Source organism: Arthrobacter sp. GAS37 (assembly GCF_044908325.1).
In the GTDB taxonomy this organism is placed as follows: Bacteria; Actinomycetota; Actinomycetes; order Actinomycetales; family Micrococcaceae; genus Arthrobacter; species Arthrobacter ramosus.
Map to the genome: position 1 here is coordinate 62181 of NZ_JBIYDB010000012.1, position 23987 is coordinate 86167.

The following is a 23987-nucleotide window of genomic DNA, read 5'->3' on the forward strand; positions in this document are numbered from 1 at the left end:
GTACAGCAGTGGGTATCGGATCATCCATCTTCCTTATCGCGATCGGCGCTATTCTGGCCTTCGCCATCCCTGGAGATGTCGTGTCATTCATCGATCTCCATATGGTCGGCTATATCCTCATGGTCGTCGGCGTCATCGGCTTGATCGTTTCCCTCTTCGTGTTCGGCCCGCGCCGGACCCGCCGAATCAGCGAAAGCCGCGCCACAGTGGACCCGGTCACGGGGGACCGCATCGTGACGAGGGACACCCGCGACGGCGGAATCTAGCAACGGCAGGAAGTCGTTGCCGTCCGGCCCGTCCGTGGGGGACCATCGAGGCATGACCAAATACCTCATCTCCTTCCCGAGCGAAGCCATGATGATCACCGACGAGGAGCTCCCTATCGTTTCCGCCGAAGCCCACGCTGTGATCGAGGAGGCGAAGGCGGCAGGCGCCTACGTCTTCGGCGGCGGGATCGAGGAGGAAACCGATCCCGTGCTGGTTTCCGCCGACGGCTCGGTGAGCACCGATATCTATCCGGGCTCCGAAATCAAGGGTGGGTTCACCGTGCTGGAGCTGCCGACGCGCGGGGACGCGGTCGAGTGGGCGAGGAAGATCGCGGTGGCTTGCCGATGCCCGCAGGAGCTCCGCGAGTTCATGTACGACCCGCAAAGCTAGCTTTTGTCAGCTCAGCGCCGGTTCCTAACCGCCATTGCCCTTGCCGTTGCTCTTGTGGCGTCCTGGCGCCGGCGCTAAAGGAACCGGCGCAACCGGCGGAGATGTCTCAACGCCCGGCGAGGGCGTTGGCGTTTGGGTGCTGGGCGTTGCCGAGACGGACGGGTCCGGGGCGGCGGGAGCAGGCGGCTGGAAGGCGCTCACACCAATGGTCACCAGAGCGGTCGTAAGGAGTGCGGCGCCGACAGCCCACGCCGATCTGCGTGCGCGGCTTGCCGGTTTCCCTCGCCATTGGCGCCTGTTTCGTACGGCCGGCCCGACGACGGCGCCACCGCCCGCGCTTACGCCCGCGCTTACGCCCGCGATTACGCCCGCCATTGCCGCGGGCTGCACTTGCATCTGGATGGTTGCCTTGGCTGTGCGGGGCGGGCGGTCGGGCATGCGGGGAAGGGTCTGCGTGGCTCCGTTGGCGCGAGCGGGCGTCGCCGCAGGGACGCCGGAACTGAAGGCACTCCGAAGTGCTTGCTCAACCTCTAGTGCGCCGGGCCGTGCAGAAGGCTCAGTCGATGTCATGGCCGTGAGGAGGTCAACCCACCGCGTCCCAAGGTCCTCCGGTACACGGGGTGGGCGGTGGAGCCTCGCAACGGCCGACTCCACGCTCGTTCCCGGGTATTCGAGCTTTGCGGTCAGGCATTCGAGGAGGAGAAGTCCGAGGGAGTAGATATCGCTTGACGGTCCGAGGACAGAGCCGGTGGCCTGTTCCGGGCTCAGGTATGCGGCGGTTCCCACCATGGTGCCTGTTGCGGTCAGGCGCGTTCCCTCGATGATGCGGGCGATTCCAAAGTCGGTGAGTTTGGGCCGGATGGGGGATCCTGCGGGGGCATCAGCCAAGAGGACATTCGCGGGCTTGATATCGCGGTGGATGATCCCACGCCCATGGACGTATTCCAGGGCCGAAGCCAGATCCGCCCCGATGTGGGCTACGTCCTGGGGCGCCAGCGGTCGGCCCCGCAATCTGGCATACAGGTCCGGACCGTGAATCAGTTCCATGGTGAGGAATGTCCGGGCATGCTCCGGATCCCGATGGTCGGTACCGGCGTCGAAGAGAGTGACGAGTGACGGATGGTTGAATGTCGCCAGGAGCCGCATCTCGTTTTCATGCCGGGCAAGCTCATCCGGCCCGCCCAGCAGGGGAGCAAAGAGCTTCAGTGCCACGTCGCGGCCTAGCCTCTCATCCTGCGCCCGGTACACCGACGCCGTCGCGCCGCGGCCGATCAAGGTTCCCAGCCTGTACCGACCCGCTACAAGAGCATCGCTGTCTCCAGTAATACGGCCATCCGGCACGGTTTCACCTCGCTTCTTCAACCCGACAAATCCTGCGTCCTCCAGGCAACCCGGGCCGGCCTCGGCCACATGCCTGGTCCGACTGACGCAACCTCATCATACGAGGTGCGACCGCCTCAGCTAACGCTGAGCGACCCTGACCGCCGAAAGGCTACTACGTGGATCGGCGGCCCCGGACTAAACCAGGAGCCGCCGATCCATGCCTGTTGAAATGCCTATTGATTCATGGCAGGTAGTAACCTGCAACGTCCGCGATGAGTTGTGCCGTGCCGGCAGATTGGCTGTAGAGGGTTACTTTTCCGTCAGCTCCGACAGGTACAACGACTTGGTTCGGAACAATCTGTCCGGTGGCGTAGTTCAGGTTGGAGGCGTTCGGCAGAGTGGTTCCGGATGCGTAAGCTGTGACGAATCCGAACGACGTCGGATTGGCTACCGTGAGGTTGAAGGTGACTGCCGAGACCGTTGCCGGGATGCCGCTGACACCGCCGACCTGGAAGGACACTGTTCCGTTCGGTGCCACCGCTGTGCTGTTGCGGGTGTCCAGGAACCTAGTTGGTGCGATGGGTTGGAACGTTCCCGATGCCGTTGCGGTGCCGGCCAGGTAGTACCCGGAGACGTCCGCAATGAGTTGCGCGGTTCCCGATGACTGGTTGTAGAGGGTGACCTTCCCGTCCCCGCCCACGGGAACCGTGACCAGATTAGGGACGATCTGTCCGCTGGCGTAGTTCACGTTGGAGGCGTTCGGCCGTGCTGTTCCGGACGCGAACGCCGTGACGAATCCGAACGACGTCGGGTTGGCCACCGTGAGGTTGAAGGTCACCGCCGAGACCGTCGCCGGGATGCCATTGACCCCGCCGACCTGGAAGGAGACCGTGCCGCCCGGCCCTACCGCGGTGCTGTTGCGGGTGTCAAGGAACCTGCTTGGCGCCAGCGCTTGGAAGTCCCCGGGCGCCGACGCAGCAGCCGGGAGGTAGTACCCGGAGACGTCCGCGATGAGTTGCGCGGATCCCGACGACTGGTTGTAAAGGGTGACCTTCCCGTCCGACCCCACGGGAACCGTGACCAGATTAGGGACGATCTGTCCGCTCGCGTAGTTCACGTTGGAAGCGTTCGGACGGGCGGTTCCCGATGGGTAGGCCGTGACGAATCCGAACGACGTCGGGTTGGCCACCGTGAGGTTGAAGGTCACCGCCGAGACCGTTGCCGGAATGCCGTTCACGCCGGCAACCTGGAAGGAGACCGCGGAGCCCCCAGCTACAGGCGAGGTATTCCGCGTATCAAGGAAGCGGGTCGGTGCTATCGGGATAAGCGCGCCGGACGTTCCTCCGGCCGCGGCTGCTCCGACTTTTATGACGAGATCGTCGATATACTCGTCACCCATTTGCGTCAGATGCTCAGCACCGAGCTGGAGTGCCGTCACGGTGGTCGCTGTCGTGTTGACTTGGTTGCTTGAAAAGATGGATGTTCCGTCAACCCAGACTTCAACCGTGGACGCAGCCCCGTTGGCTATGACATGCATTCCAACATGCCGCCACGCATTCAACGCAATGGAGCCGGACACCAGCTTGGTGTAAGTAAAGCCCGTCGAGGATGTTACCCGGAGCCAAATTTGGCCGTTGCTGTTGTAGCGGTAGATGTCCACGAACCTTGTGGTGTCGAAGAAGAACCGGAAATAGGGGACATCGTTTCCTGCAACGCCCGCGGTGGTGATATTGAACCACGCGTCCGCATAAACATCATTGGAGTTTGCGGGGAGCGTGGTCACCAGGTTGGCCAGGGAACCGGGGTCGGTGGTCACATGCAAGTGGGCCGAACACGAGCCTGAGTGGGCCTGTGAGTTGTCGATGGTTGCCGTTCCGGTTGTTCCGGTATTAACGGTGAACCCGGCCAGCGTTCCGGATTCGAAGTTATTGGCCACAACCGTTGTTCCGGGATAAGTGTTCGTGGGAGCTGGAACTCCCGCTGAACAAGTGGTCGGCGGCGGGGCAGCGGCGCTGGCCGGACCGGACACAAGGGCCAGTGCCATTACGGGCGCAGCAAGTGCGCTGATGAAGCCCAAGCCAAGCAGTCGTTTCACTGATCTGTCCTCCCACTTCGGTCATCGTCCGCCACCACAGTGGTGCCGAAAAGCTGCCGGTAGGTGCGGAGGTTCGTGGCCCAGGCACCCGGCAACACCGTCGAGAACCTATGGCACCACGGGGGTGGTTACAGGTGCGTTACCAAATCCGGGGGTGTGTAGATAACATCGGTCGCGTGGAGCCATCACCGGTTGACCTCCGCAAGGTCACGGGTGGGCGCTGAAGACGTCCGGCCCGAAGCTGGGCAGTCCCGGGGCCGCTGCGTAGCCCAGGCGGGGGAGGGAGAAGATGTCCTCCATCGTGGCGAGCAGGCTGTAGTGGTTGTACATCGTTCCGCTGCTGGTGCCCGGACTGGTGAACGGGGAGAGCACAAGCGCGCCGACAAGGCCTCCAGCTGTTCCGCCTGGCAGGCCGGAAGGGCCGGTTGCGTTACCGTCGGCCTCGTCGAAGGTGATGACGAGCACGCCGTCCTGCCGATAGGCCGGTGAATTGAGGATGGCCGGAACTTGTTCCTTAAGCCAGAGGTCGGCGCTCTCCAGTCCGCCGGGTTGTCCGTCGACGCAAGGGCTGTCGTGGCCGTCGTGGCAGAGGTTGGGGCTGACGTAAGCCAGGTCCGGAGTGGTTGCGGCAGACTGCAGGTCCTTCGCGAGGTTGGAGTAGTCCACTACGTTGTCTCGGCAGCCCGGGGAGGAAGTGATGCTGGTGAAATAAACGAAGGGATTGTGGCGCGTGGCGTACTGGTCATTGATCTTGGCGTTCTGGGAGTTGTCCTTTGCACCTGGGTTAGGGTGACGGCACGGCGTGCCCATGTCTTCCATGTATCCCTTCCAGGTCTTCCCGGCGTCGCTAAGTTGCCCGGCCAGCGTCGGGACTGAAGCGGGGTAGACGCAGCCCGATCCGAGCACCTGGCCCGGGTCGGCGGTTCCGGTTTGGATGAACGGCGCGTAAGTCGTGCAGTCATTGCGCGTCATCGGGTTGGATGCCTGTCCGGAGATCTGGGCCAGATAGTTGGGGTTGGAATGATGAGCGACGCCGTAGTACTGGGTCAGGAGGACGCCTTGGCTGCGCAGAGTTTGGGAGAGGTAAGGGGCTGCCGAATCCGGACCCCAGGTCTTGTTGTAGCTCTGGTTTTCCAAATTGATCACGAAGACGTGCCCGATCTTCCCGGCGGCGGCTGTGGGCGCGGGGCTGCCGGGGGGCGAAGAAGCAGAGGTTGGGGACGGGGAGGAACCGGTGATGGTGGTGGTGGGATCGGGAACCGGTGTTCCGCCACCGGACGGACCTTGGCAAGCCGAGCTGATCACCAAAAGCGCGGCTGCGACGACGACGCGAACAGCCCGTGGACGGCGGTGGCCCGGGACCCTTCCGCCGGATTTCATTTTGAGTCTCATGTGATCCTGCTTCCTCCCAATTCCTCCGACCGTGGTCAGCGGCCGTGACTGGCCTGCTGGCAGGCCTGCGACGAAGGGGCATGCCTCGTCTTGGTGTATCAGGTATTACGAAGCGTCCGGTCCGGACACTGTCGCACACTAAGTTCAACTGGGCTATGGTCCCCAGCTTCGGGTTCCCTGTGAGTTTGCGCCCGTGCCCGGCCTGCGGATGCAGTGGCTCCGGTCCGGACCGAAGGATGGGCGCGCTGACGGAAGGGCGCAGACGGATCGCCGCCCGGGCCTTGTTTCGGCGTGGATTTGCCGCCAAACTTGCTCCCATGCGCACCGAGCAACGGCGAAACAAAAAGGCCGTGGGGGCGGTCCTCCGTGCCAACATGATGATCGTGCTCGTCGCGGCCTTGTCGCTGGCCGCCTCCGGATGTGTCGCCGACGTTCCGACGATCGCGGGCCCCACTGACCCACACAAGACCGCCGCACCTTCGACGGCTGGGGCTGGCACAGGGCAGTCCGCGGCGACCGGACAAATGCCCGTGGGGGATTTGCCCGGATGGCGGCGGGTATTCGGTGAAGATTTCAGCGAGGGGGACGTCCCGCTTGGGGGTTTCCCCGGGCCGGCGTACAGCGCGAAGTGGAGTGTCAACTACGCTGACGGCACACCGGACACAGCCGGTCAGCAAAGCGGCGGTAGGTCGGGGTACTACCCATCGAAGGTGCTCAGCGTCAAGGACGGGATGCTCGACATGTACCTGCACACCGAAAAGGGTGTCTCGATGGGGGCGGCACCCGCGCCAAAGCTTCAGCCGGCCAACGGGCGCCCGTACGACAGCCTGCTGTACGGGCGGTATTCGGTGCGGTTCAGGTCCGAGGCCTTGCAGGGGTTCAAGACGGCGTGGCTGCTGTGGCCCGATAGCGGAGTGTGGCCGCGTGACGGAGAGATCGATTACCCCGAAGGTGATCTGTCCAAGTCCTTTTACGGTGCCGTCCATCAGGCCGGGTCGGACAAGAACATCTTCCATGAAAACCAGTCTGGTGCGCGGTTCACGGCCTGGCATACCGCGACAACCGAATGGACGCCTGGGCGCGTTGAGTTCTTCCTCGACGGTGTCTCGATCGGTGTCAACGCTGTCGGCATCCCCGACAAGCCAATGCATTACATCCTCCAGACCGAATCCTGCCTGACCGGCTGCCCCGCACCGGCAACAGCCGGGCACCTGCAGGTGGCCTGGGTGGCAATCTGGGCGAAAGGGTAGGTGCATTGCCCGCCCATTCGCTATCGCGCCGCTTCCTTTCGCCGGGACCGTCGGTCCACGGCGGCGAGGAGGCCCAGAGTGAGCACAGCCAGGAGGGACACAGCCACCGATGGATGCCAGAAACCGGTGTAGAGCATCGCCGTTGAGAGCAGGATCCCGGAGGCAAGACTGAAGCTCACCGCTATTGCGGCGGCCAGTGGTAGCACCTCGAATCCGGTTCCTTTTTGAAGCCGGGCCGGTTTCAGGAACAGGATGAGCGCCGTTCCCGGTCCGGCGAGGAGGAACGGCCCTATGACGGCAAGGCGCAGCTCCGCTGGTCCGGTGAAGGATAGGGGAATCGAAGCAAGTGCCACGGCGCCTATGACGGCGCTGGTGATGCCCACTGCCCTTTGCTCATATGCCATTCGGTGCTCCTTGCAGGTGGTAGATCACTCCGCCAGCGTTGCGGTACTCCATTGACCAGCCTCCTTGCTGGGCGCACCTGTCGATGAAGTGTTGCAGGCCTTCGCTCGGTCCGGTGTTGAGCACGTCGGCAGCAATGGCCTGGCTTGAAGTGACGACGAGATAGGCGCCGGTGGAAGGGACAAGCTGGTTTATCGATGCGCAGCCGGGCGGCGGATCGCCAGGGCGGGCCGGCTCTGCTTGGAGGACCGTGTGGTATCGGTATCCGGCGTAGTGCTTGTACCGCCAGGCCGTGTCGTGCACTGCCTCGATAAGGACTGAACCAGGGGGCGCGGTGGTGTAGAGCCGGTCGACCAGGGCGATCTCGTCGGGTGTGAAATTCTCGATGGCGTCATTGCCATACCGGGCGGCCACCGTGCTCGTGGCGATGACGGATCCGAGCAGCAGGAGGGCGATCATGCGGCGCACGCCGGGTGGACTGGAGTCACGGGGGAAGAACGGAAGCACGACGAGGCTGGCGGCGAACGGGAGGCTGAAAAGGTATATCCGTAGCAGAAGCTCGCCGCCGTAGGACTGGAGCGGGAACAGGACGAAAGGCGCCGCGGTGCCCAGCGCGGCAGTTAGCCATGGCATCCGTAGCCGTCGTCCTTGGAGGCCACCCAGTCCCGCGAGGATCCAGACCACGGCTCCTTCCGCGAGCCGGGAATAGACAATGAATTGATGGGTCGGGCTGCCGCCCACCCGGTTGAGCAGCGAGGCGGACGTGGCGGCGTTGATGTTGCCGATGGACCCGAAGAGGGTCTGCAGATGTCCGATGAGGAAGGGGGTAGCGGCCAGGACCAGCCAGCAGATGGGAAACAGCAACGCCAGGACCGGTAGGGACCGTAGCCGGCACCGTCCGCTCAGGGCCAGTAGCATCAGGACAGGGATTGCGGCGAAAGGCGTGAGCTGATGGGCAACGGTCATCCCTGCCAGGAATACAAGGCACACCACAGCTGGCATGACGGTGCCGGCCGACGATAGTTCGGCTGGCACCGGAGCCGGACGCCCGGGTTCAAGTCGATGCACGAGGTCCTTAAGCCGGTGGGCGAGTTTTCCTGTCGACTTCCACGGCCACCCGGGGAATGCCGCCAGGACACAGGCCGTCAGGGTCAGGAGCAGCAGCAAAGCGCAGGCCTGAGGGGCGAGGTAGTCCTGCCCGACCCAGCTGGCCAGGTAGAACATCCACACCGCTGCCCACGCTTGCCTTGGGCCGGAGGTGAGGCGCTGGGCCAGGGCCAGCAGGGCGGGCATGAGTAAGACGTTGACGCCGACAGGCGCCCAGGTGGCCGCCCAGGTCAGGTCATGGACTCCGGTGGTGTTGGAGAGCATCGCCAGCATGCCGAAAAACCCTGGCCAGTTGAAATACGCGTCCAGCTTCCGGCCCAGGCCGCCCGACTGTGCGATGAAGTCGGTGATGCCCAAGTGGCGGTAGCTGGCTTCCAGCCGGGGCAATCCGTGAATGATCGGATCAGCCCCGTGCAGGACGACGATGAGAACCAAAAGCTGAATGGCGAGCAACCACGGGCGAGGAACTTTTTGTCCAAGGGCGCCGACGAAACCGGTCAGGCTCAGCCCCAACGCGACAAAGTAGGTGGCGGGGAGCGCCTGGATCAGGCCGGCGCCGCCGATGTCCTGCGTGTTCACGGTCTTGAGCGTCCAAACGCCCAGGATCAAGGCGATCGCCGCTATCCCCGCGAGTACCGCCACAACCCGGGGGTCTCCCCGGTCGGCCCGATGCTGGGCTTTGTGGGGACGGTTCCTGCCGGTTGTGCCGAAGGTGACTATGCCGACGTCGGGTCGGTGCACGCGGGTGACGGAGACCCCTCGGAGGGTTCGCTCGGCCATCACGGAGCCGGTACTCCGTGCGCACGCGACCCGGCCGCCCCCTCGATATTGTGTTTGACGGGGGCAATGCGACGGCCGCGTACGAAGCGGTGCAGCCGCCCCGCGGCGACTAAGGCCGCGCACAGTTGGGTGGTCAACCAGAGTACGGATACCCCTGTGAGCCCGTAGTATTGGGCGACGGCCGGAGCCGGCGCCACAGCGAGGACGCACGCCGCAATCGCGACCACCGTGGATTCAGCTAAACGTCCGGTGGATCGGCACACCCCGTAATAGACCTGTGTAAAGCAGGTGAGCATCAGCGCCGGGACCAGCACAGGTAGCAGCACCCACGCCGAAGCGTAGCCGGACCCCAAAAGAGGCAGCAACAGTGAACCGGCTCCCAGCAGCAGAACCCCGGCAAAGGCGGTAAGGAAAAGACTCGTCCGCAAGGCCTTTCGGATCAAGGCCGGGAGTGAGGAAAGATGAGGGTCGGGGGTGTCCGCCGCGATGGCGGTCTGGAGCGAGTAGCCAGCTGATTGCGGCACGAAAAAGATTGCTGAAGCCAGCATCCAGACGACGTACCAGGCCGCCGCGGCCGACGTGCTCAGGGCCGCTGCTACGACGAGTGGAAGGACGTAGCCGGGCGCGCGGTCGGCAAGCATCAGTGCATGCTGCCGGAGGCTCGGCGCCCAGACCTTCATCGTGTCGCGCCAATTCACCCGCGTCCAGTCCGGAACCGTATCGGTGCGTCTGAGCTGGTGCAGGCCAAGCAGTACGCTCGCCAAGGCGCCCGTGGCCACGGAGATGACGATCGCGGCTGGGGCTCGGTAACCCGCAAACAGGCAAACCGCTAAGGTAACAAGCTGGAACACCGCCTGCATCAGGCTGCGCGTCAGTGCCCGATCTGCCCTTGCCTGGGCGACGGCGATGTGGTCGAACTGGTACGCGACAGCGGCAAGGAGCGCTGCCGCGAAAAAGGCGGCGCTCACGGCCGGATCTTTCCAAGCGGTCCCGACGCCGGATCCCAAGAAATAGGTCACAACGACCAGCCCGGTTGCCGTGAGCAGCGACGAGAAGCCTACGGCTGCGACGCTTGCCGGTATCAGGTTTCCGCCACGGTCCGCTTGGGCTGGCAGAAGCGTCAGGGTTGCGGGGCCGACGCCAAGCATGCCCAATTGCACCGTCAGCATGGTGGCGGAGACCACGGCAGAGGCCAACCCCAGCCGATCGGGAGGAATCATGACCGCGGCGAGCGCCCAGAACACGAGCCCGGCCGCCATTGGCGTGATACGGGCAGCGGCCAGCCACACCGCATTCCCGCCGAGGGACAGTCCTTGCTTGGGAAGGCGCAGCAAGGTGCTGCAAAAGGCCCCGTAGTTGTATACGAGGAAGCCAGCCCAGTAGGGCAGATATCGGGGGGCTGTGGCTAGGGAGAGAAGGACGCCTCGTACCGTTGCGAGCAAAGGCAACAGCACCAGCCATCCGGCCCGGCCGGGGTGCTTGTACATTGTGCGCGCCAAGCCTGCCCCGTCCTGGAGCCACTGGTCGCGGGCATACCCGAAGGTGTCAGCGAACCGGTGCCTCACGAAAGTCGTGGGGGAGACGCCGAGGCGGTATCCACCGTCCTCGAGCCGGATCCGGAGCTCGATGTCCTCGCCCGACCGGAAGCTTTCATCGAACCCGGCCTCAAGCAGCACGCTGCGGCGCATGAGCGTGGCACTGACACCAAACCATGAGCGGACTCTGCTGTGGTTATGGTGCCAGGCTAGGGCGGCTCCCCAGTAGCCGGCGCCGTCGGGCTCGCTCACAAGTCCAAACTGCAAACCGTCGAAGCCGCCTGCTTTGAACTCCGCAATCAGTTTTGCCAGGACGCCTGTGGGTACGACGACGTCGGCATCGATGAGCGCGACAAGATCGGAGTGCGCGGCCCTGGCACCGAGCATCCGCGCCGCCGGGAGTCCGCGCCCCTTGTCGGAGATGACGCGTGCCCCGTAGGAACGGGCGATCTGCACGGTGGAGTCGTGCGAACATCCGTCGATGACGATCACCTCGCGGGGGTTCTGGTCAAAGACAGACTTCAGGCATTCGCCGAGCCAGTTGGCAGCGTTGCGGGCCGGGATCACGACAGACACGTCCAGAACGCGGCCAGCGTCCGCATTCCTGCTCACGGCCGGCCGTCCACCATGGAGGTGACGGTGCCTGCGACAAAATCTGAGGTCCGGTCGGCGGACCAGGCCACGGGAAGGCGAAGCACGAAGCAAGGAACATCACTCAACGCACGTGTGATGACGGAGGCTTTTGCGGAGAAATGCTCGCCCAACGGCACAAGACCCGTGGCCCCCAAGGCCTCGATGAGTCGCCGCGACACCAAAGGCAATTCCGAATGAAAGTTGCCCACAATGCGCGCTGCCATCCAGGCTTCTGTCCGGCGCTCCAACCGGGCCTCCGCTCCGTCGAAGCGTTCGAGGAAGACGGCGATCCGGGCGGGCGCCTGGGGAACGATCTTCCCTGGGCCGAATACGTCTGCCGGGTGGACCATTCTGTGCTCGGGTGACCACCGACGCGTGAACGCCGCCGTGCGTGGATAGCGGACGATGACAGGGTGTACAGCGGTGGCCACGCTGCTGATGGTCGAAGTCAGCCAGCCCGGCGCGAGGGGCTTGCGGATTCCTTGGAAGAGGTCCGGATAAATTGGCCGGTGGTGGGGTTTGATGAACATCGGTTTTGCGTAGGACAGAAGCGTGCCCTCCGCGGTGATGAATCCCCAGTCATCGGCCATGAACCCGACGCCCGGCATGGCCAAGAGTTTCGCGACCGTACTTGTTTTCCCGACGCCGCCCCATGCGGGCATCAGGATGCCCGCTCCCCGGTAGTTCACCATCGCCGCGTGAACCATCGCTGTGTCCTGCCTGATGCACAAGTGGTCCAACAGCGGCACGACCGCCGTCAGCAGTTCGCCCGACCCCTCGACCGTGAAGCCGTTTTCCGTGCGGGTGACCTGAACCCGATCCTCCGGGAGGAACAGTGAATCGTCTGTATACCGGTAGGCGTCTTCGGCGTGGGATTGCGCGGGAACCGGAGTGACGCCGCCGCTGATGTTCAACTGAAGGTTTGAAGCCGAAGGGCCGAGGAACGGGGCAAGCATGTCACGTAGCTGTGCCTCACCTGGCGTCCCCTGGGCGACCCTGATTCCGACACGTCCGTGGATGTCGAAGGCAACGGCCGGTGACGTGGCAATCTGCTGGTTAATCACTGGGCCGGCCTCCACTGTTGTCGCGAATAAGCCGGTATATAACGGAGCCGGATGCGCGCGCCGGAAGCGATGACGACTGCCACAGGCTCTGCAGATAGCCAATCGCGGTGACAGCAAGGACAGCTACGATCACTCCCGCCCGGGCCAGTCCTCCGACGTCGCCGTCGTGTGCGCAGGAGCGCAGTCCGGCCAGAACAGCGCGCGGCAGCACTCGGCGGACATATCGGCGTTCCGGTCCAAGGATTTGGCTCCGCCCGAGAAGCCGGGTCACCTGAGCCTTCGAAACACCTTCTGACCAGGCTCTCGACAACATGTAGCGCAGGGTACCGCGCGTCGCAGGCACATGGTGGCGCACCACGGCTGCCGGTTCGTAAACCACGCGGGTGCCGGGAGAGGCCATGGATGCCCTCAGGCACAATTCGGTCTCCTCGCATCCAAGCGGACGATCACCCTGCCGGCCAAGGGAAGCATTGAACCCGCCGACCCGCTCAAAGACATCGCAGCGGAAGGACATGTTCGCGCCGATCACGTTACGCACCTGAGCCGCGACTCTGGGCAAGCCTTTATAGGTGCACCCGACAATCCAATCAAGCTCTTCGGGAAAGTGCGCCGGACGACCTGATTCCCACACGGGTTCAACCCTGCCCCCGACCGCCAACACATCCGGATCGTCATAGAGCAGGACGAGCCGGGCCAGCCAGTCCGGGGCGGCTTCGGCGTCATCGTCGAGGAAGGCCACAATGTCACCGGTTGCCGCCTTCACTCCGGTGTTGCGGGCGCCGGAAAGCCCCCGGGGCCCCGAGTTCTCCACTACTTCGACCCCCAGCAGCGCACCCGTCAGTCGCCGGTACACACCCAACCGCCGGTACAGATCCTCGTTGTGGTCAACCACGAGGACAAGCTGTTCCGGCCGGAGCGTTTGAGACTGAACCGAAGCGAGCCCGTGGAGCAGCAACTCCCACCGGGCTTCGGTGAAACAACAGATCACGACGCTGACACTGGGCCAGTCGGCACCGCCGGGCATTAGCCGTCCGCCAGCATCGCAAGGACCGTCTGCGGGTCGGTTGGAACATGAGGAAACCTCATGTCCGGATACCGGTACTTCACGCGCCGAAGGGCCTCCGGACGTACCCCCGCCGTCGGCGCATCCCATCCGACGCACTCACGGGTCAGCGTTCGCAGGACGCGCCACCCGTCGCGGAAGGTCTGCAGATGTGAGTTGCCTGAGATGCGGGACAACTCGTGGCTTGGCACCTCAGCGATGCGAAGCCCCGCCCGGGCCGCCCGCGACACCAGCTCGGTCTCGATTTCGAAACCATCGGACTTGAGTTCAAGGACCTCCAGGCACTCCCTGCGGAAGGCGATATACCCGTAGCAAAGATCCGAGAAGTTACAGTGCAGGGCCTTGTTTGCCAGCCCTGTGAGCGCACGGTTCCCGAGATTGCGCAACCGCGTCAAGTCGTCGGAACCGCCGCCGGTGACATATCGGGAGCCCTTGACGAAATCGTGGTCGTGCTGAAGGGGTGAAACGAACCAGCCGATCTCCCTAGGGTCCATGCTCCCGTCCGCATCGAGCATGACGATGATGTCCCCGGTGGCCGCGGCGAACCCTGCGCGCATGGCGGCGCCCTTGCCGGCATGCAGCTCATTCACCACGACGACGTCGAAGCGAAGCGCGCGCGCCACATCCACGGTGAGGTCTTCGGATCGACCGTCCACGACGATGACTTCGTCAACGTATGACGGCATCCGCTTGAGCACCCACGGCAGATTCAATGCCTCGTTCAAAGTAGGAATGACCACGCTGATCGACGCAGCCGGGAGCGAATTCCCCGATGTCGACTCCGCCGGGGTCCGGCCGGCAGCAGGCTCCAACTGTCCGATAGACATCGCCATCACCCCTGACCATCGATCGGCACGAAGACGGCACACCGTCTGACAAAAGTCCCGAGGCAACGACTGCGTGGTCGCCGGGACAGGAGGTCTGTATGGTTCATGGCCACACCTCGATCTCGCTCGCGGTTACATGCGCCTGGTCAGGTGCGTGTAATGACGAGCATGAAACCGTGCCCGTTACAGCGCCGTTACCGGATGTTCGGGCAGTTGGTGAAGGTAGGGGAGTTTTGAGTGCCGGGCGATCACTGGACCGAGTAAGTAGGGCATCCGATAGAGTGCCCCGATTCAAGTAGCGGCCACTCGCGACCGGGCTGGTCATTATTCAATAGTGTCTATTCTCATGACGCTTGCCCGCCAGTGATTCGGCGTTCGATTGGGGTATAGACGTGGTTTTATCATCAGATCCGCAGTGGTCCCTGACCCTGCTCAACGGGTGGAGGCTGACCCGGGACGGCCGCCGACAGAAGGTTGCGCATCGGCAGCAACGCCTGATCACGGCGCTGGCACTGCTCGGCGAGCGACCGCGTACCTTCCTTTCCGGACTTCTTTGGCCCGACTCGTCCGACGCGCAGGCTGCCGTTGGCCTCAGGGTGAGTATCTGGCACATCAACCATGAGCTCCCCGGCCTGCTTGACGCCGACGGAAACACCGACGTTTCCGTAGCCCTTAGCCGCGAGGTCATGGTCGATATCATCGCCCTTGAACGCGAACTAGACGCCCCGGCGTCTAAGCTGAGCGATTCGTACCCTAGATGGGAACGGCTACGAACGGCGGAGCTTCTTCCGGGATGGTACGAGGACTGGATTCTGGTCGAACAGGAACGGTTCCGGGCTTTGCGTACGGCGGCCCTCGACTCCATCGCGTCATACCACCTCAGCCAGGGAAACACCGAGGAAACCAAAGCTGCGAGCAAACTGGCCATTGCCCTGGAACCTTTCAGGGAGTCCTCGTACCGCTTGCTCATACAGGCGCACCTCGCGACCGGCGACCTCGTCTCCGCCCTTGAAACCTATCGGAGCTTCGCTGCCGACTTGAGACAGGAATTCGGCGTCGGCCCGTCCCCATCACTCGCCAAGCTCATCGATGGTGCCGTCGGAGATAGCGGCCGGCAAATGGACTTCGATGGTTTACCGCTCTCGCAGATGCTTCCGTCGCTTCGCCCCCTGACTGCAAAATCGGAGGCCCCCGGCGTAAACCTTGGCTGGGTACTGGCGACGCAAAAGCTGTAGTCCGGCGGTCACTCCTGGGCGTCAAGGCGTGCAAATCGAAGGCTCTCTCCGGTAAGTCTGCCGTCACGGACCTTGAACGGATAGAGCCGCCCGACATCCAATTCCTTGAGCCCTGCCATCGGGAAAAGCACCGAAACCGTATCGTCGAGTAGGAATGTTGCATCCGGCGACCCGTCTTCCCGACCGAACGACGCGCTGAAACGCGCCGCGGACGATGCGCGGAGCAGGTCGAACGATCCCAAGACTCTTCGCTCACGGAACCGAATGCCCAGACATCGGACGCTACCGGCAAAGATGGCGTCTGCGGTGAAGCCCACCAGGATTTCGCCCGGGCCGCGCACATGCTCGCCCATCCGGACGGAGAGCATGATTTCCCGGTCGGAATGGATCAGCAGCAACTGGCTCGTCCCTGGGTCGTTCTGTCCAAATCTTGCTGGAATCCGGGAGTCGCTGCGAAAACCCGCTCCGGCCATGGCGTTCTCCTGCCTGGTCCACCAACGACAATGGCTGCTTGCCTACGCAATCTATCCCTGTGGACCGGCGGTAACCTGAACCTCAAGTGAAGATTGGCGGAATGTTTGGAAATCATGGTTCAGCCGAAAGTCCCCTGGAGGGATTCCCCGCCAGAAGGCCGGCGCCAGCACGCCCATCCCGATTGCCTTCACCCGACGGATCCCATCCGCTCAAGCTTGGCGCAGCCGCATGGCCCCTACAAAGAATGTGCTCATCGGCTGACCGGTTCATGGCTGCCAAGGAGCCGCAGTTCGTCGCGCCGGGGGAGTCCCTCCCAGTCGCCGGGTACGAGGCACACAAAAGCACCCGTGCTGACGGCTGTCTGAAGACGCTCCTCAGCCCGCAAGCCCTCTACGAATTCGGCCAGGTAGCCGGCGACGAAAGCGTCGCCGGCGCCCACAGTATCGATGGCTTCGATGACGAGTGCGTCCTGCCTGACAACCTTGCCGTCGACGAATGCCAAGGCGCCGTCTGCACCCAACTTGATCACCACTTGGCTGGGACCCATGGCGGCGATGCACCTGGCGGCCTGTTCGGCGTCCCGGACTGTCCCGACCACGAGTTCGGCCTCTTCAAGACCGGCGAAAACGATGTCCACGTCCGGGATAGTCTCGCGGTAGGCACTTCCGGCCGTCTCGGCGTTCCAGAGCTTGCTGCGGTAGTTCAGGTCGAAAGATACCGGAACGCCGGACGCCTTGGCTGCAGCGATGGCATAGCGGAAAGTGGACGCTGCCTGGGGAGAAAGCGCCGGGGTGATGCCGCTGACATGGAGCAACGCCGCCCCCGCGATCAGCTGATCGTCGACGTCGTCGGGGGCAATCCGGGAACCGGCACTGCCGGAGCGGTAGTACGCAACTTTCTGGGCCGTGGGGGTGCGGCGTTCCTTGATCATCAGGCCGGTGGGCGCGTCGTCGTCGACGGCAACGCGGACATCCACCCCCTCAGCGCGAATCTCCCGCTCAACAAGCCGGCCGAGGGAATCCGCCCCGATGCGGCCGCACCAAACAGCTTGGACGCCCAAGCGTTGCAGGCCGATGGCCACGTTGGACTCGGACCCTCCGATGCCAAGGCTCAAGGTGGACGCATGGGCCAGCGGGCCAGGTGTCTCCGAAGCCATGAGCGCCATGGTTTCGCCAAGGGTGACGACGTAAGGCTTGGTGGTCATTTCTTCTCGCCACCTTCCTGGTCAACGAGGGCGCGGACCCGCCGGGCCCGCGCGGTCAGTTCAGCCAGGCTCCCGCCTTTGAACGCGTCGCCGAGGAGCGGTCCTCCGAGGCTGACGGCCAATGCGCCGGCGCGAATCCAAGCCGGGACGTCATCGATGTCGACGCCGCCGGACGGGACCACTTGGATGTCCGGGAAGGGGCCGCGCAGTTGGGACACGTAGCCGGGGCCGACAGTGGAAGCTGGGAAGATTTTGACGGCGGTGGCGCCCAGCTTCCAAGCGGTGTGGAGCTCGGTGGGGGTGAGCCCGCCGGGAAAGACCGGCACGCCGCGTCGGGTGCAGGCGGTGATGACGTCCGGTTCGGTGATGGGTGTAACGATGTACGCGGCGCCCAGGTTGAGTGCCGTTTCGGCCTCGGCAGGAGTGGTCACCGTGCCGACGCCGATTTCCACAGACTCGCCGAACCGCTCCAGCAGCAGGGGAAGCTCCTCGAATACTCCCGGTGTGCTTAGCGTCAGCTCGATACTGAGCACCCCGCCGTCCCGGAGGGCTTCAATGACGGGGGCGTAGTCCTTTGCATGCCGGGCCCTCAGCACTGCCACGACCCTGGAGGAGCGGAGGATTGCGGACGGGGCCGGACGGGAGGCAGTGCCCGGGTTCTCGAGGCTGAGCATTGGATGTCCTTCGTATCGTGGTTGGCTGGCGGGCGTTCCCGACGGCGGCACGGGCCGCCGTCGGGGGGCCTGGGTGCTACTGGGCGTGCTGCGCTTCGGAGGTTACCGGGACAACCCCGCTTTTGCCGTGCGCGGCGTCCTCAGGATCCGTCAAATCGCGGTTGAGGGTTTCCGGTGACATGCGGGTGGCGATGAAGCTGATGAGCATGGTCACCGACATATAGATCGCCACAGGAATCCATGAGTTGCTGAACATGCCCAGCAGCGCCGCGCAGATCATGGGAGCGATGCCTCCGCCGATGATGGACGAGAATTCGCGGCCCAAGGTGACACCCGCGTAGCGGTAACGGCTGCCGAAGATCTCAGGGAAGTAGCTCATGTGCACGCCCACCACGCCTTGGCATGCCAGGACGAAGCCGACCACGATCACCAACACGATGGCTACCGGCGAGCCGGTGGTCAGGAGCAGGAACGCAGGGGCGGGGAAGAGGATGAGTGCCCCGGTGATGAGTGAGACGACGCGCCGGCGCCCGATCTTGTCGGAAAGGATTCCGAAGGACACCGCCGCGACTCCGCCACAGAGCGAGCCGATGAGGAGCACCGGGGGAATGAACTTCGGGTCCGTTCCGATCACGGTGATGAGGTACGAGGCCATGAACACCTGGATGGTGTAGGACTGGGTGCTGACGCCGAGGTTCATCAGGATGACGCGCAGGACGTTGGCCTTGCCGTACTTGGCAACCTCCCGCAACGGTGCCGGGGGTTCGGTGCGGGCCTGCTTGATCTCTTCGAAGACGGGTGATTCGTCAAGCTTCCGCCGGATGACCAGCGCGGCGATGGTGACGAAGATACTGGAGAGGAAGACGAGCCTCCAGCCCCACGTGAGCATGTCGTTGGGTGCAAGCGACTGGGCCGCGATCCACACGAGTGCTCCGAGTGCCGTTCCGGCGGCGGCGCCGACCATGATGAGGGAGGCCAGTTTGCCTCGGGTTCCAGGCGCGGCGGATTCGGTGAGCAGTGTTGCGCCGCCCGATTGCTCCGCTCCGGCGCCGAAGCCCTGCGCCGCGCGGCAGACACACAGCAGGATCGGGGCAAGGAGTCCTACCTGGCCAAAGGTCGGCAGAAGCCCGATCGCCAGGGTCGCCCCACCCATGAGGAGCAGAGTGACTACCAGGACCCACTTGCGGCCAAGGCGGTCACCGAAGTGGGAGAAGAAAATCCCGCCGAGGGGCCGGAACAGGAATCCGACGGCGAAAGTGCTGAAACTGGCCAGCAGCGCCGCCGCGGGGGAAATGTTGGGGAAGAAGAGCTTGCTGAAGACGAGTGCCGATGCAGTGCCGTAGATGACGAAATCGTACAGTTCAAGCGTGGTGCCGATGAGGCCGGCGACGGCGGCCTTCCGGACCTTGCTTTGGTCCACCGGCGTGGGCGGGAGGTTTGCTGCTGTGGTCATTTCCATACTCCTTTGAATGGATGTCCGCTGGCCCGTACTTGGGCCGAGTCAGTAGGTGATGAGGACTTTGAGGTTGGTGGGGTCTGTCACGGGGGCCGTGAGTGCGGCCGCGGCGTTGGCGAGGGGGAATGTTGCAGTGATGATCGACCGGAGGTCCACCACCCCCGTGGAGGCGAGCTGAATCGCCGTCGGGAACGCGTTCGCGTACCGGAACGCGGTCACCAGATCGATTTCAAAACGTTGGAGGAAACCGAGGGGGATCCCGTCGACGGTGGGGCGAGCCTGGCCGACGACGGTTGCCCGGGCGGCTGGGGCCAGTGTCAGGATGCCGTCAGCCAGCGCCCTGGTGTTGCCGGAGCATTCAATCAGGCGATCCATGTCTTTCAGATCCAGGGCCGTGACCGAGGTGTTGATCGTCCGGGTGGCGCCGAACCGGGCGGCAACAGCCAGACGGTCGTCGTTGACGTCAGTCACGATGACCTCGGACGCGCCGCGGGAGGCCGCCACTTGCGCCACGAGCAGGCCGATCGGCCCTGCGCCCGTGATCAGCACCCGGTGTCCGGCCTGCACCTGAGCGCGTTCAACCGCCCAGACGGCGACGGCGAGCGGTTCGATGGCCGCCCCGATCTCCGCCGGGACAATTTCCGGCAGAACGTGAAGCGCGGTTTCGGGAACCACTACGTGGCGGGCGAACAGCCCGTCGGTGGGCGGGGAACCGAAGCACGTCCCCGCCGGGCAGAGGTTGTAGCGTCCGGAGAGGCACGCGGGGCAGTTCCGGCATGGCAACGCCGGTTCAATCACGACGGCGGTGCCCGCGGCAACGCTGGCCGCCTCACCGGCCGCAGTGACGACGCCCGCTCCCTCGTGGCCGAGGACAGTAGGCTGCCGGAGGACATTGGTGCCGTTGCGGCCGTCAGCGAAGTAGTGCATGTCCGAGCCGCAGATGCCGCCCGATCGCATTTCAACGAGGACATCGTTCGGCCCGAGGGTCTTCAGTGGCTTCTGTTCGATGCGGAGATCTCCTGCGCCGTGCAGGACGGCCGCTTCCGTGGTCAGCGGCAGAAAGGATCCGTCGGCACGGCGGATTGCTTGGGTGGTCATCGGATGCTCCGGGTCTGTGCGGGAACAAGTGAGGTGGATTCGGCTGCCGCGCTTGCGCTGGCGAGGGGGCCTTGCCGGTGGATGACGTCGATCAGCTCACCAGTGCGGCGGATGAAGTCTTCACGAGTCGCGAGTTCGTCACCTAGAAGATGGTGTTCGCCGAGTACCTTGGCGGCGAGGTCCCGCCCGGAGCCGGATCCCGCTGCGAGCTCTTGGAGAGTTTCCCGGGCGGGGTCCTGCATTTCGTTGGCGTGGTTGCCGGGGTCGAATCCCCGAAGAGGAGCGATGCACGACAAGTACGCGGCGACGGTGAGGGCGAGGTAGTGGGGCATCACGCCTGCGTCGAGCATTTCCAAGGCTGGGATCGGGATCCGCTGGCGGAGCTTGACGGAACCATCGCTGCCTACCTGGCTGGTCCGGTGCCCCAATGCCGAGTTACGCCAACGCGAGAAGAGTTGCTCCTCGTAGGCCTCCACGTCGACGGCTGCGGGCACCGTGACGCTCGGCAGGTACTCATCACGGAGGACGTGACGGGCGGCGGCTTCGATGTAGCCGATGCCCGTGGCGTCCGGAATGGTGGCTGCACCAGACAGGGCTCCAAGGTAGGCGATCAGAGAATGGGTGCCGTTGAGGAGCCTGACCTTGAGCTGCTCGTAGGCCGCGACGTCGTCGGTGAAGATCGCACCTCCAGCCTCCCAGGCCGGGCGGCCCGCGATGAAGTTGTCCTCCAGGATCCACATCGTGAAGGGCTCGGCGGGCACCGGGATCTGGTCCGCGTAGCCGAGTTGCTCGGCGACGAGGCTGCGGTAGTGATCCGTCGTGGCGGGCACGATCCGGTCCACCATCGATGACGGGAACGTGACGTTGGCACCGATCCAGCGCAACGTTTCGGCGGCCTCAGCTGTGGGCAATAGTGATGCGAATTCGCGGACGAGCCGCTGGGTGTGGTGTCCGTTGTCAGCGAGGTTGTCGCAACTGAGGACCGTCAGCGGCTTACCGTGGGTCCGGGCCCGCTGCTGGAGTCCGCGGACGATCTGAGCGATCGGCGTGCGTGGGACTGAGCTGTTGGCGAGGTCGTGCTGAACGTCAGGATCGGCAACTTTCAGCGAGCCTGTTGCCGGGCTATAGGTGTAGCCGTTTTCGGTGACAGTCAGGGACACGATTCGCGTGGTCTCGGCACCAATGGCGGCCACAACGCGTTGAGGGTCCTCTGCCGCAACGAAGGCATCTGTATGCACGCGCGGAGTAGAGAACGTGGATCCCTCGGGCGAGATTTCGACGACCGTGTACAGCATGTCCTGGGCGTGCATGGCATCGGTGATGGCTGAGGAACGGCTGGAAATCCCGATGATTCCCCAGTCGCCGCCCTGCGCCGCGACGGCGGCATCCGTATAGACCGCCTGGTGCGCGCGATGGAAGTTTCCGAAGCCGAGGTGCACGATGCCGGGAGCAGGGGCGACGGTCCGGCGAAGGATTCCAGGGGTTTCCGCGTTCAGCTGCGGGAGGCTTGACCTGGCCATGTTTCACCAGTCCTTCATGGAGCCGTCGAGCTCCCGGGCGATGGGCAAGTAAGCCTGCGTGTAGGGGAACCTCGCAGCGGCATCTTCGTCCACCTGGACGCCCAGGCCGGGCTCGTCGCCAGGGTGCAGGTAACCGTCTTCGAAACGGAAACTCGATTGGAAGACTTCGGACACCGTGGGGTCGTAGCCCATGTATTCCTGGATGGCGAAGTTGCTCGTGGCCAGGCCGAGGTGCAGTGATGCGGACAGGTTGATGGGGGAGACATCGGACGGACCGTGGGGTGCGCCTTTGATCTGGTACACCTCGGCGAAAGCCAGGATCTTCCGGACGTGGGAGATGCCTCCGGCATGAACGACGGCGGTGCGGATGTAGTCGATGAGCCGTTCCGTGATGAGCAACTCGGCATCCCAGACGGTGTTGAACACTTCGCCGATCGCCAACGGAATGGTGGTCTGCTGGCGCAGCGTACGGAGCAAGCGCTGGTTCTCGGCGGGGGTGACGTCCTCCAGCCAGAACAGGTCCACGTCTTCCAGCGAGCGGGCCAACCGGGCGGCTTCGGTGGGGTTGAGGCGGTGGTGGACATCGTGGAGGAGCTTGAGCTCGGGGCCGACGTGCTCGCGCACCGCGGAGAGGATCTTTGGTGCGTGGCGAAGGTAGGCCGCGGTATCCCAGTCTTCCTCGACTGGACCGGCGCCGCGGCCGGCGGGTTCGTAGCTCGCGGCACCCTTGGTGACCCCGTAAACCTTGTCGAGCCCCGGCACGCCCGACTGCGCACGGACGGCGCGGAAGCCTTGTTCACGGCGCTGGTCCACCGAGTCCAGCAATTCAGGCAGGTCCCAGCCGGTGGCATGCGTGTACGTGAGGATCTTGTCCCGGGCTGCGCCGCCCAGGAGCTGGTACACGGGAACACCAAGGGCCTTGCCTTTAATGTCCCAGAGGGCGAGGTCGATGGCGCCGATCGCGGCCATGGTCACCGGCCCGCGCCGCCAGTACGCGCCTTTGTAAAAGTATTGCCAAGTGTCTTCGATGCGGTCTGCGTCCCTGCCCAGCAAAGCTGGGCCGAGGTGATCGCGGAGGTAGCTCGCAACGGAGAGTTCCCGGCCATTTAGTGTGGCGTCACCCCATCCGACGATGCCGTCGTCGGTGGTGATCTTGAGGGTGACGAAGTTGCGGCTCGGGCTGGTTACCAGGACGTCGACGTCGACGATTTTTCGGGTCATCGGGAAATCACTACATTCTTCAGCGGCTGGTTTGTGGAAAGGCGGGTGATGTTTTCGGCGATCTCGAGTGCGCGGCTGCGGAAGGTCTCTGCCGTGACGCCGGAGGAGTGCGGGGTCATGATGATGTTGTCCAGCCGGCCGAACGGCAGGGTGGATGGTTCGCCGCGGCCGTCAGTGCCCGGGTATTGGTACCAGACATCGATCGCTGCCCCCGCGATCCGCCGGTCTTTCAGGGCTTCGTAGAGTGCGGCTTCGTCGACGACGGGTCCGCGGGCAATATTGACGAGCAAGCTGTCCGGGCCAAGGTCGTCGAGTTCAGCTGCGCTGATGATGCCGGTGGTTTGCTCCGTAAGCGGGATGCTGACCACCAGGATGTCCGATTCACTGAGGGCCTCGCCGAGCCGCTCGGTAGTGCCGGCCCAGCGCAAGGAGTTGGCCTTTGCGTCCACGCTGCCGCTACGGGTAATGGCGATACCCTCGGCGCCGAAGGCTGTCAGGAGCGACCATGCCATCCCGCCGATGTGCCCGAACCCGAGGAAAGTCACCACAGCACCGCGGAGTGTTTCCGGCTGGCGGATCCCTGAGGAATAGACAGACGAAGACCAGACGCCGCTGCGAAGCGCCGCGTCCTGGCCGATCAGGTTGCGCCGGAGGGCCACCAAAACGGAGGCGATGTGTTCGGCAATGGAGCTTTCGTGGTGGAAGGTGTTCGCGCAGACCGCCCCGGCGGGCAACGCGGAGGCGTCGATGCCGTCGTAGCCGGCACCACCCACATGCACGAGCCGCAGATTGCTGGCGGCCGCGCCCATGGCCTCGGTGAAGCGTGGTCCGACGTAGACGTCGGCATCTTTCAGGTCGGTGAGTACTGCATGCTCGCTCCAGCTGTCGTGCCAGGAGGTAAGGGCGCCCTCGGGGAGCGCGGCCTCGAAAGTGGAGCGGTGGGGCATCAGGTTGGGGTCTGCGATGACGATTCTCAT

The 23987-nt window shown here is 64.2% G+C and carries 21 protein-coding genes; 4 read left to right on the forward strand and 17 right to left on the reverse strand.

Going from position 1 to position 23987, the window contains the following annotated elements; all coding sequences use genetic code 11:
- Positions 1 to 8 precede the first annotated feature (8 nt).
- Both ABH924_RS12100 and ABH924_RS12105 read left to right on the forward strand, forming a co-directional pair.
- Positions 9 to 266: a DUF6458 family protein gene (locus ABH924_RS12100; RefSeq protein ID WP_078107972.1), complete on the forward strand. Its 258-nt coding sequence runs from the start codon at positions 9 to 11 to the stop codon at positions 264 to 266.
- Positions 267 to 318: 52 nt separating this feature from the next.
- Positions 319 to 657: a YciI family protein gene (locus ABH924_RS12105; RefSeq protein WP_234753674.1), complete on the forward strand. Its 339-nt coding sequence runs from the start codon at positions 319 to 321 to the stop codon at positions 655 to 657.
- A gap of 24 nt (positions 658 to 681) precedes the next feature.
- Here ABH924_RS12105 and ABH924_RS12110 read toward each other — a convergent pair whose 3' ends face one another.
- The 3 genes from ABH924_RS12110 to ABH924_RS12120 form a co-directional block, all read right to left on the reverse strand.
- Entirely contained in the window at positions 682 to 1998 is a 1317-nt protein-coding gene (locus ABH924_RS12110) for a serine/threonine-protein kinase (protein ID WP_404499096.1), read from the reverse strand.
- A gap of 223 nt (positions 1999 to 2221) precedes the next feature.
- Positions 2222 to 4075 carry a hypothetical protein gene (locus ABH924_RS12115; protein ID WP_404499098.1) on the reverse strand — a complete coding sequence of 618 codons (1854 nt, stop codon included), beginning with the start codon at positions 4073 to 4075 and terminating at the stop codon, positions 2222 to 2224.
- A gap of 207 nt (positions 4076 to 4282) precedes the next feature.
- Positions 4283 to 5467 carry an alkaline phosphatase family protein gene (locus ABH924_RS12120; RefSeq protein WP_404499100.1) on the reverse strand — a complete coding sequence of 395 codons (1185 nt, stop codon included), beginning with the start codon at positions 5465 to 5467 and terminating at the stop codon, positions 4283 to 4285.
- A 317-nt stretch (positions 5468 to 5784) separates the two neighbouring features.
- On the opposite strand from ABH924_RS12120, the gene ABH924_RS12125 reads away from it, so the two are divergent.
- Positions 5785 to 6717, forward strand: coding sequence for a glycoside hydrolase family 16 protein (locus ABH924_RS12125; RefSeq protein ID WP_404499102.1), 933 nt, complete (start codon positions 5785 to 5787; stop codon positions 6715 to 6717).
- Between the two features lie 20 nt (positions 6718 to 6737).
- Here ABH924_RS12125 and ABH924_RS12130 read toward each other — a convergent pair whose 3' ends face one another.
- The 6 genes from ABH924_RS12130 to ABH924_RS12155 are packed head-to-tail and all read right to left on the reverse strand — an operon-like array spanning position 6738 to position 14128.
- Complete coding sequence (locus tag ABH924_RS12130; protein WP_404499104.1) at positions 6738 to 7121, reverse strand: hypothetical protein; 384 nt, start codon at positions 7119 to 7121, stop codon at positions 6738 to 6740.
- Positions 7111 to 9006, reverse strand: a complete 1896-nt coding sequence (locus tag ABH924_RS12135; protein WP_404499177.1) for a hypothetical protein — start codon at positions 9004 to 9006, stop codon at positions 7111 to 7113. The genes ABH924_RS12130 and ABH924_RS12135 overlap by 11 nt, the downstream gene beginning before the upstream one ends.
- Positions 9006 to 11153 (reverse strand): glycosyltransferase, encoded by a 2148-nt coding sequence (locus ABH924_RS12140; protein WP_404499106.1) that lies wholly within the window; start codon positions 11151 to 11153, stop codon positions 9006 to 9008. Before ABH924_RS12140 ends, ABH924_RS12135 begins: the two co-directional genes overlap by 1 nt.
- Complete coding sequence (locus ABH924_RS12145) at positions 11150 to 12238, reverse strand: hypothetical protein (protein WP_404499108.1); 1089 nt, start codon at positions 12236 to 12238, stop codon at positions 11150 to 11152. Before ABH924_RS12145 ends, ABH924_RS12140 begins: the two co-directional genes overlap by 4 nt.
- A complete protein-coding gene (locus ABH924_RS12150) occupies positions 12231 to 13262 on the reverse strand; it encodes a glycosyltransferase family 2 protein (protein ID WP_234753665.1) in 1032 nt (343 codons plus the stop codon). Before ABH924_RS12150 ends, ABH924_RS12145 begins: the two co-directional genes overlap by 8 nt.
- Positions 13262 to 14128, reverse strand: a complete 867-nt coding sequence (locus tag ABH924_RS12155) for a glycosyltransferase family 2 protein (RefSeq protein ID WP_404499110.1) — start codon at positions 14126 to 14128, stop codon at positions 13262 to 13264. Before ABH924_RS12155 ends, ABH924_RS12150 begins: the two co-directional genes overlap by 1 nt.
- A gap of 392 nt (positions 14129 to 14520) precedes the next feature.
- On the opposite strand from ABH924_RS12155, the gene ABH924_RS12160 reads away from it, so the two are divergent.
- On the forward strand, positions 14521 to 15363 hold the full coding sequence (locus ABH924_RS12160) for a BTAD domain-containing putative transcriptional regulator (protein WP_404499112.1): 843 nt from the start codon (positions 14521 to 14523) through the stop codon (positions 15361 to 15363).
- A gap of 8 nt (positions 15364 to 15371) precedes the next feature.
- On the opposite strand, the gene ABH924_RS12165 is transcribed toward ABH924_RS12160, so the two are convergent.
- The 8 genes from ABH924_RS12165 to ABH924_RS12200 form a co-directional block, all read right to left on the reverse strand.
- Positions 15372 to 15836 carry a hypothetical protein gene (locus ABH924_RS12165; RefSeq protein WP_404499114.1) on the reverse strand — a complete coding sequence of 155 codons (465 nt, stop codon included), beginning with the start codon at positions 15834 to 15836 and terminating at the stop codon, positions 15372 to 15374.
- A 251-nt stretch (positions 15837 to 16087) separates the two neighbouring features.
- A complete protein-coding gene (locus tag ABH924_RS12170) occupies positions 16088 to 17041 on the reverse strand; it encodes a sugar kinase (protein WP_404499116.1) in 954 nt (317 codons plus the stop codon).
- Positions 17038 to 17715, reverse strand: a complete 678-nt coding sequence (locus ABH924_RS12175; protein ID WP_404499118.1) for a bifunctional 4-hydroxy-2-oxoglutarate aldolase/2-dehydro-3-deoxy-phosphogluconate aldolase — start codon at positions 17713 to 17715, stop codon at positions 17038 to 17040. The genes ABH924_RS12170 and ABH924_RS12175 overlap by 4 nt, the downstream gene beginning before the upstream one ends.
- Before the next feature lie 76 nt (positions 17716 to 17791).
- The gene (locus ABH924_RS12180; protein WP_404499120.1) at positions 17792 to 19168 is read right to left on the reverse strand and encodes an MFS transporter; all 1377 of its coding nucleotides are present in this window, start codon (positions 19166 to 19168) and stop codon (positions 17792 to 17794) included.
- A 48-nt stretch (positions 19169 to 19216) separates the two neighbouring features.
- Positions 19217 to 20269, reverse strand: a complete 1053-nt coding sequence (locus ABH924_RS12185) for an alcohol dehydrogenase catalytic domain-containing protein (RefSeq protein WP_404499122.1) — start codon at positions 20267 to 20269, stop codon at positions 19217 to 19219.
- Positions 20266 to 21789: a mannitol dehydrogenase family protein gene (locus tag ABH924_RS12190; RefSeq protein ID WP_404499124.1), complete on the reverse strand. Its 1524-nt coding sequence runs from the start codon at positions 21787 to 21789 to the stop codon at positions 20266 to 20268. Before ABH924_RS12190 ends, ABH924_RS12185 begins: the two co-directional genes overlap by 4 nt.
- A 3-nt stretch (positions 21790 to 21792) precedes the next feature.
- The gene (gene manD / locus ABH924_RS12195; protein ID WP_404499126.1) at positions 21793 to 23010 is read right to left on the reverse strand and encodes a D-mannonate dehydratase ManD; all 1218 of its coding nucleotides are present in this window, start codon (positions 23008 to 23010) and stop codon (positions 21793 to 21795) included.
- Positions 23007 to 23987 carry a 2-hydroxyacid dehydrogenase gene (locus ABH924_RS12200; protein WP_404499128.1) on the reverse strand — a complete coding sequence of 327 codons (981 nt, stop codon included), beginning with the start codon at positions 23985 to 23987 and terminating at the stop codon, positions 23007 to 23009. The genes manD and ABH924_RS12200 overlap by 4 nt, the downstream gene beginning before the upstream one ends.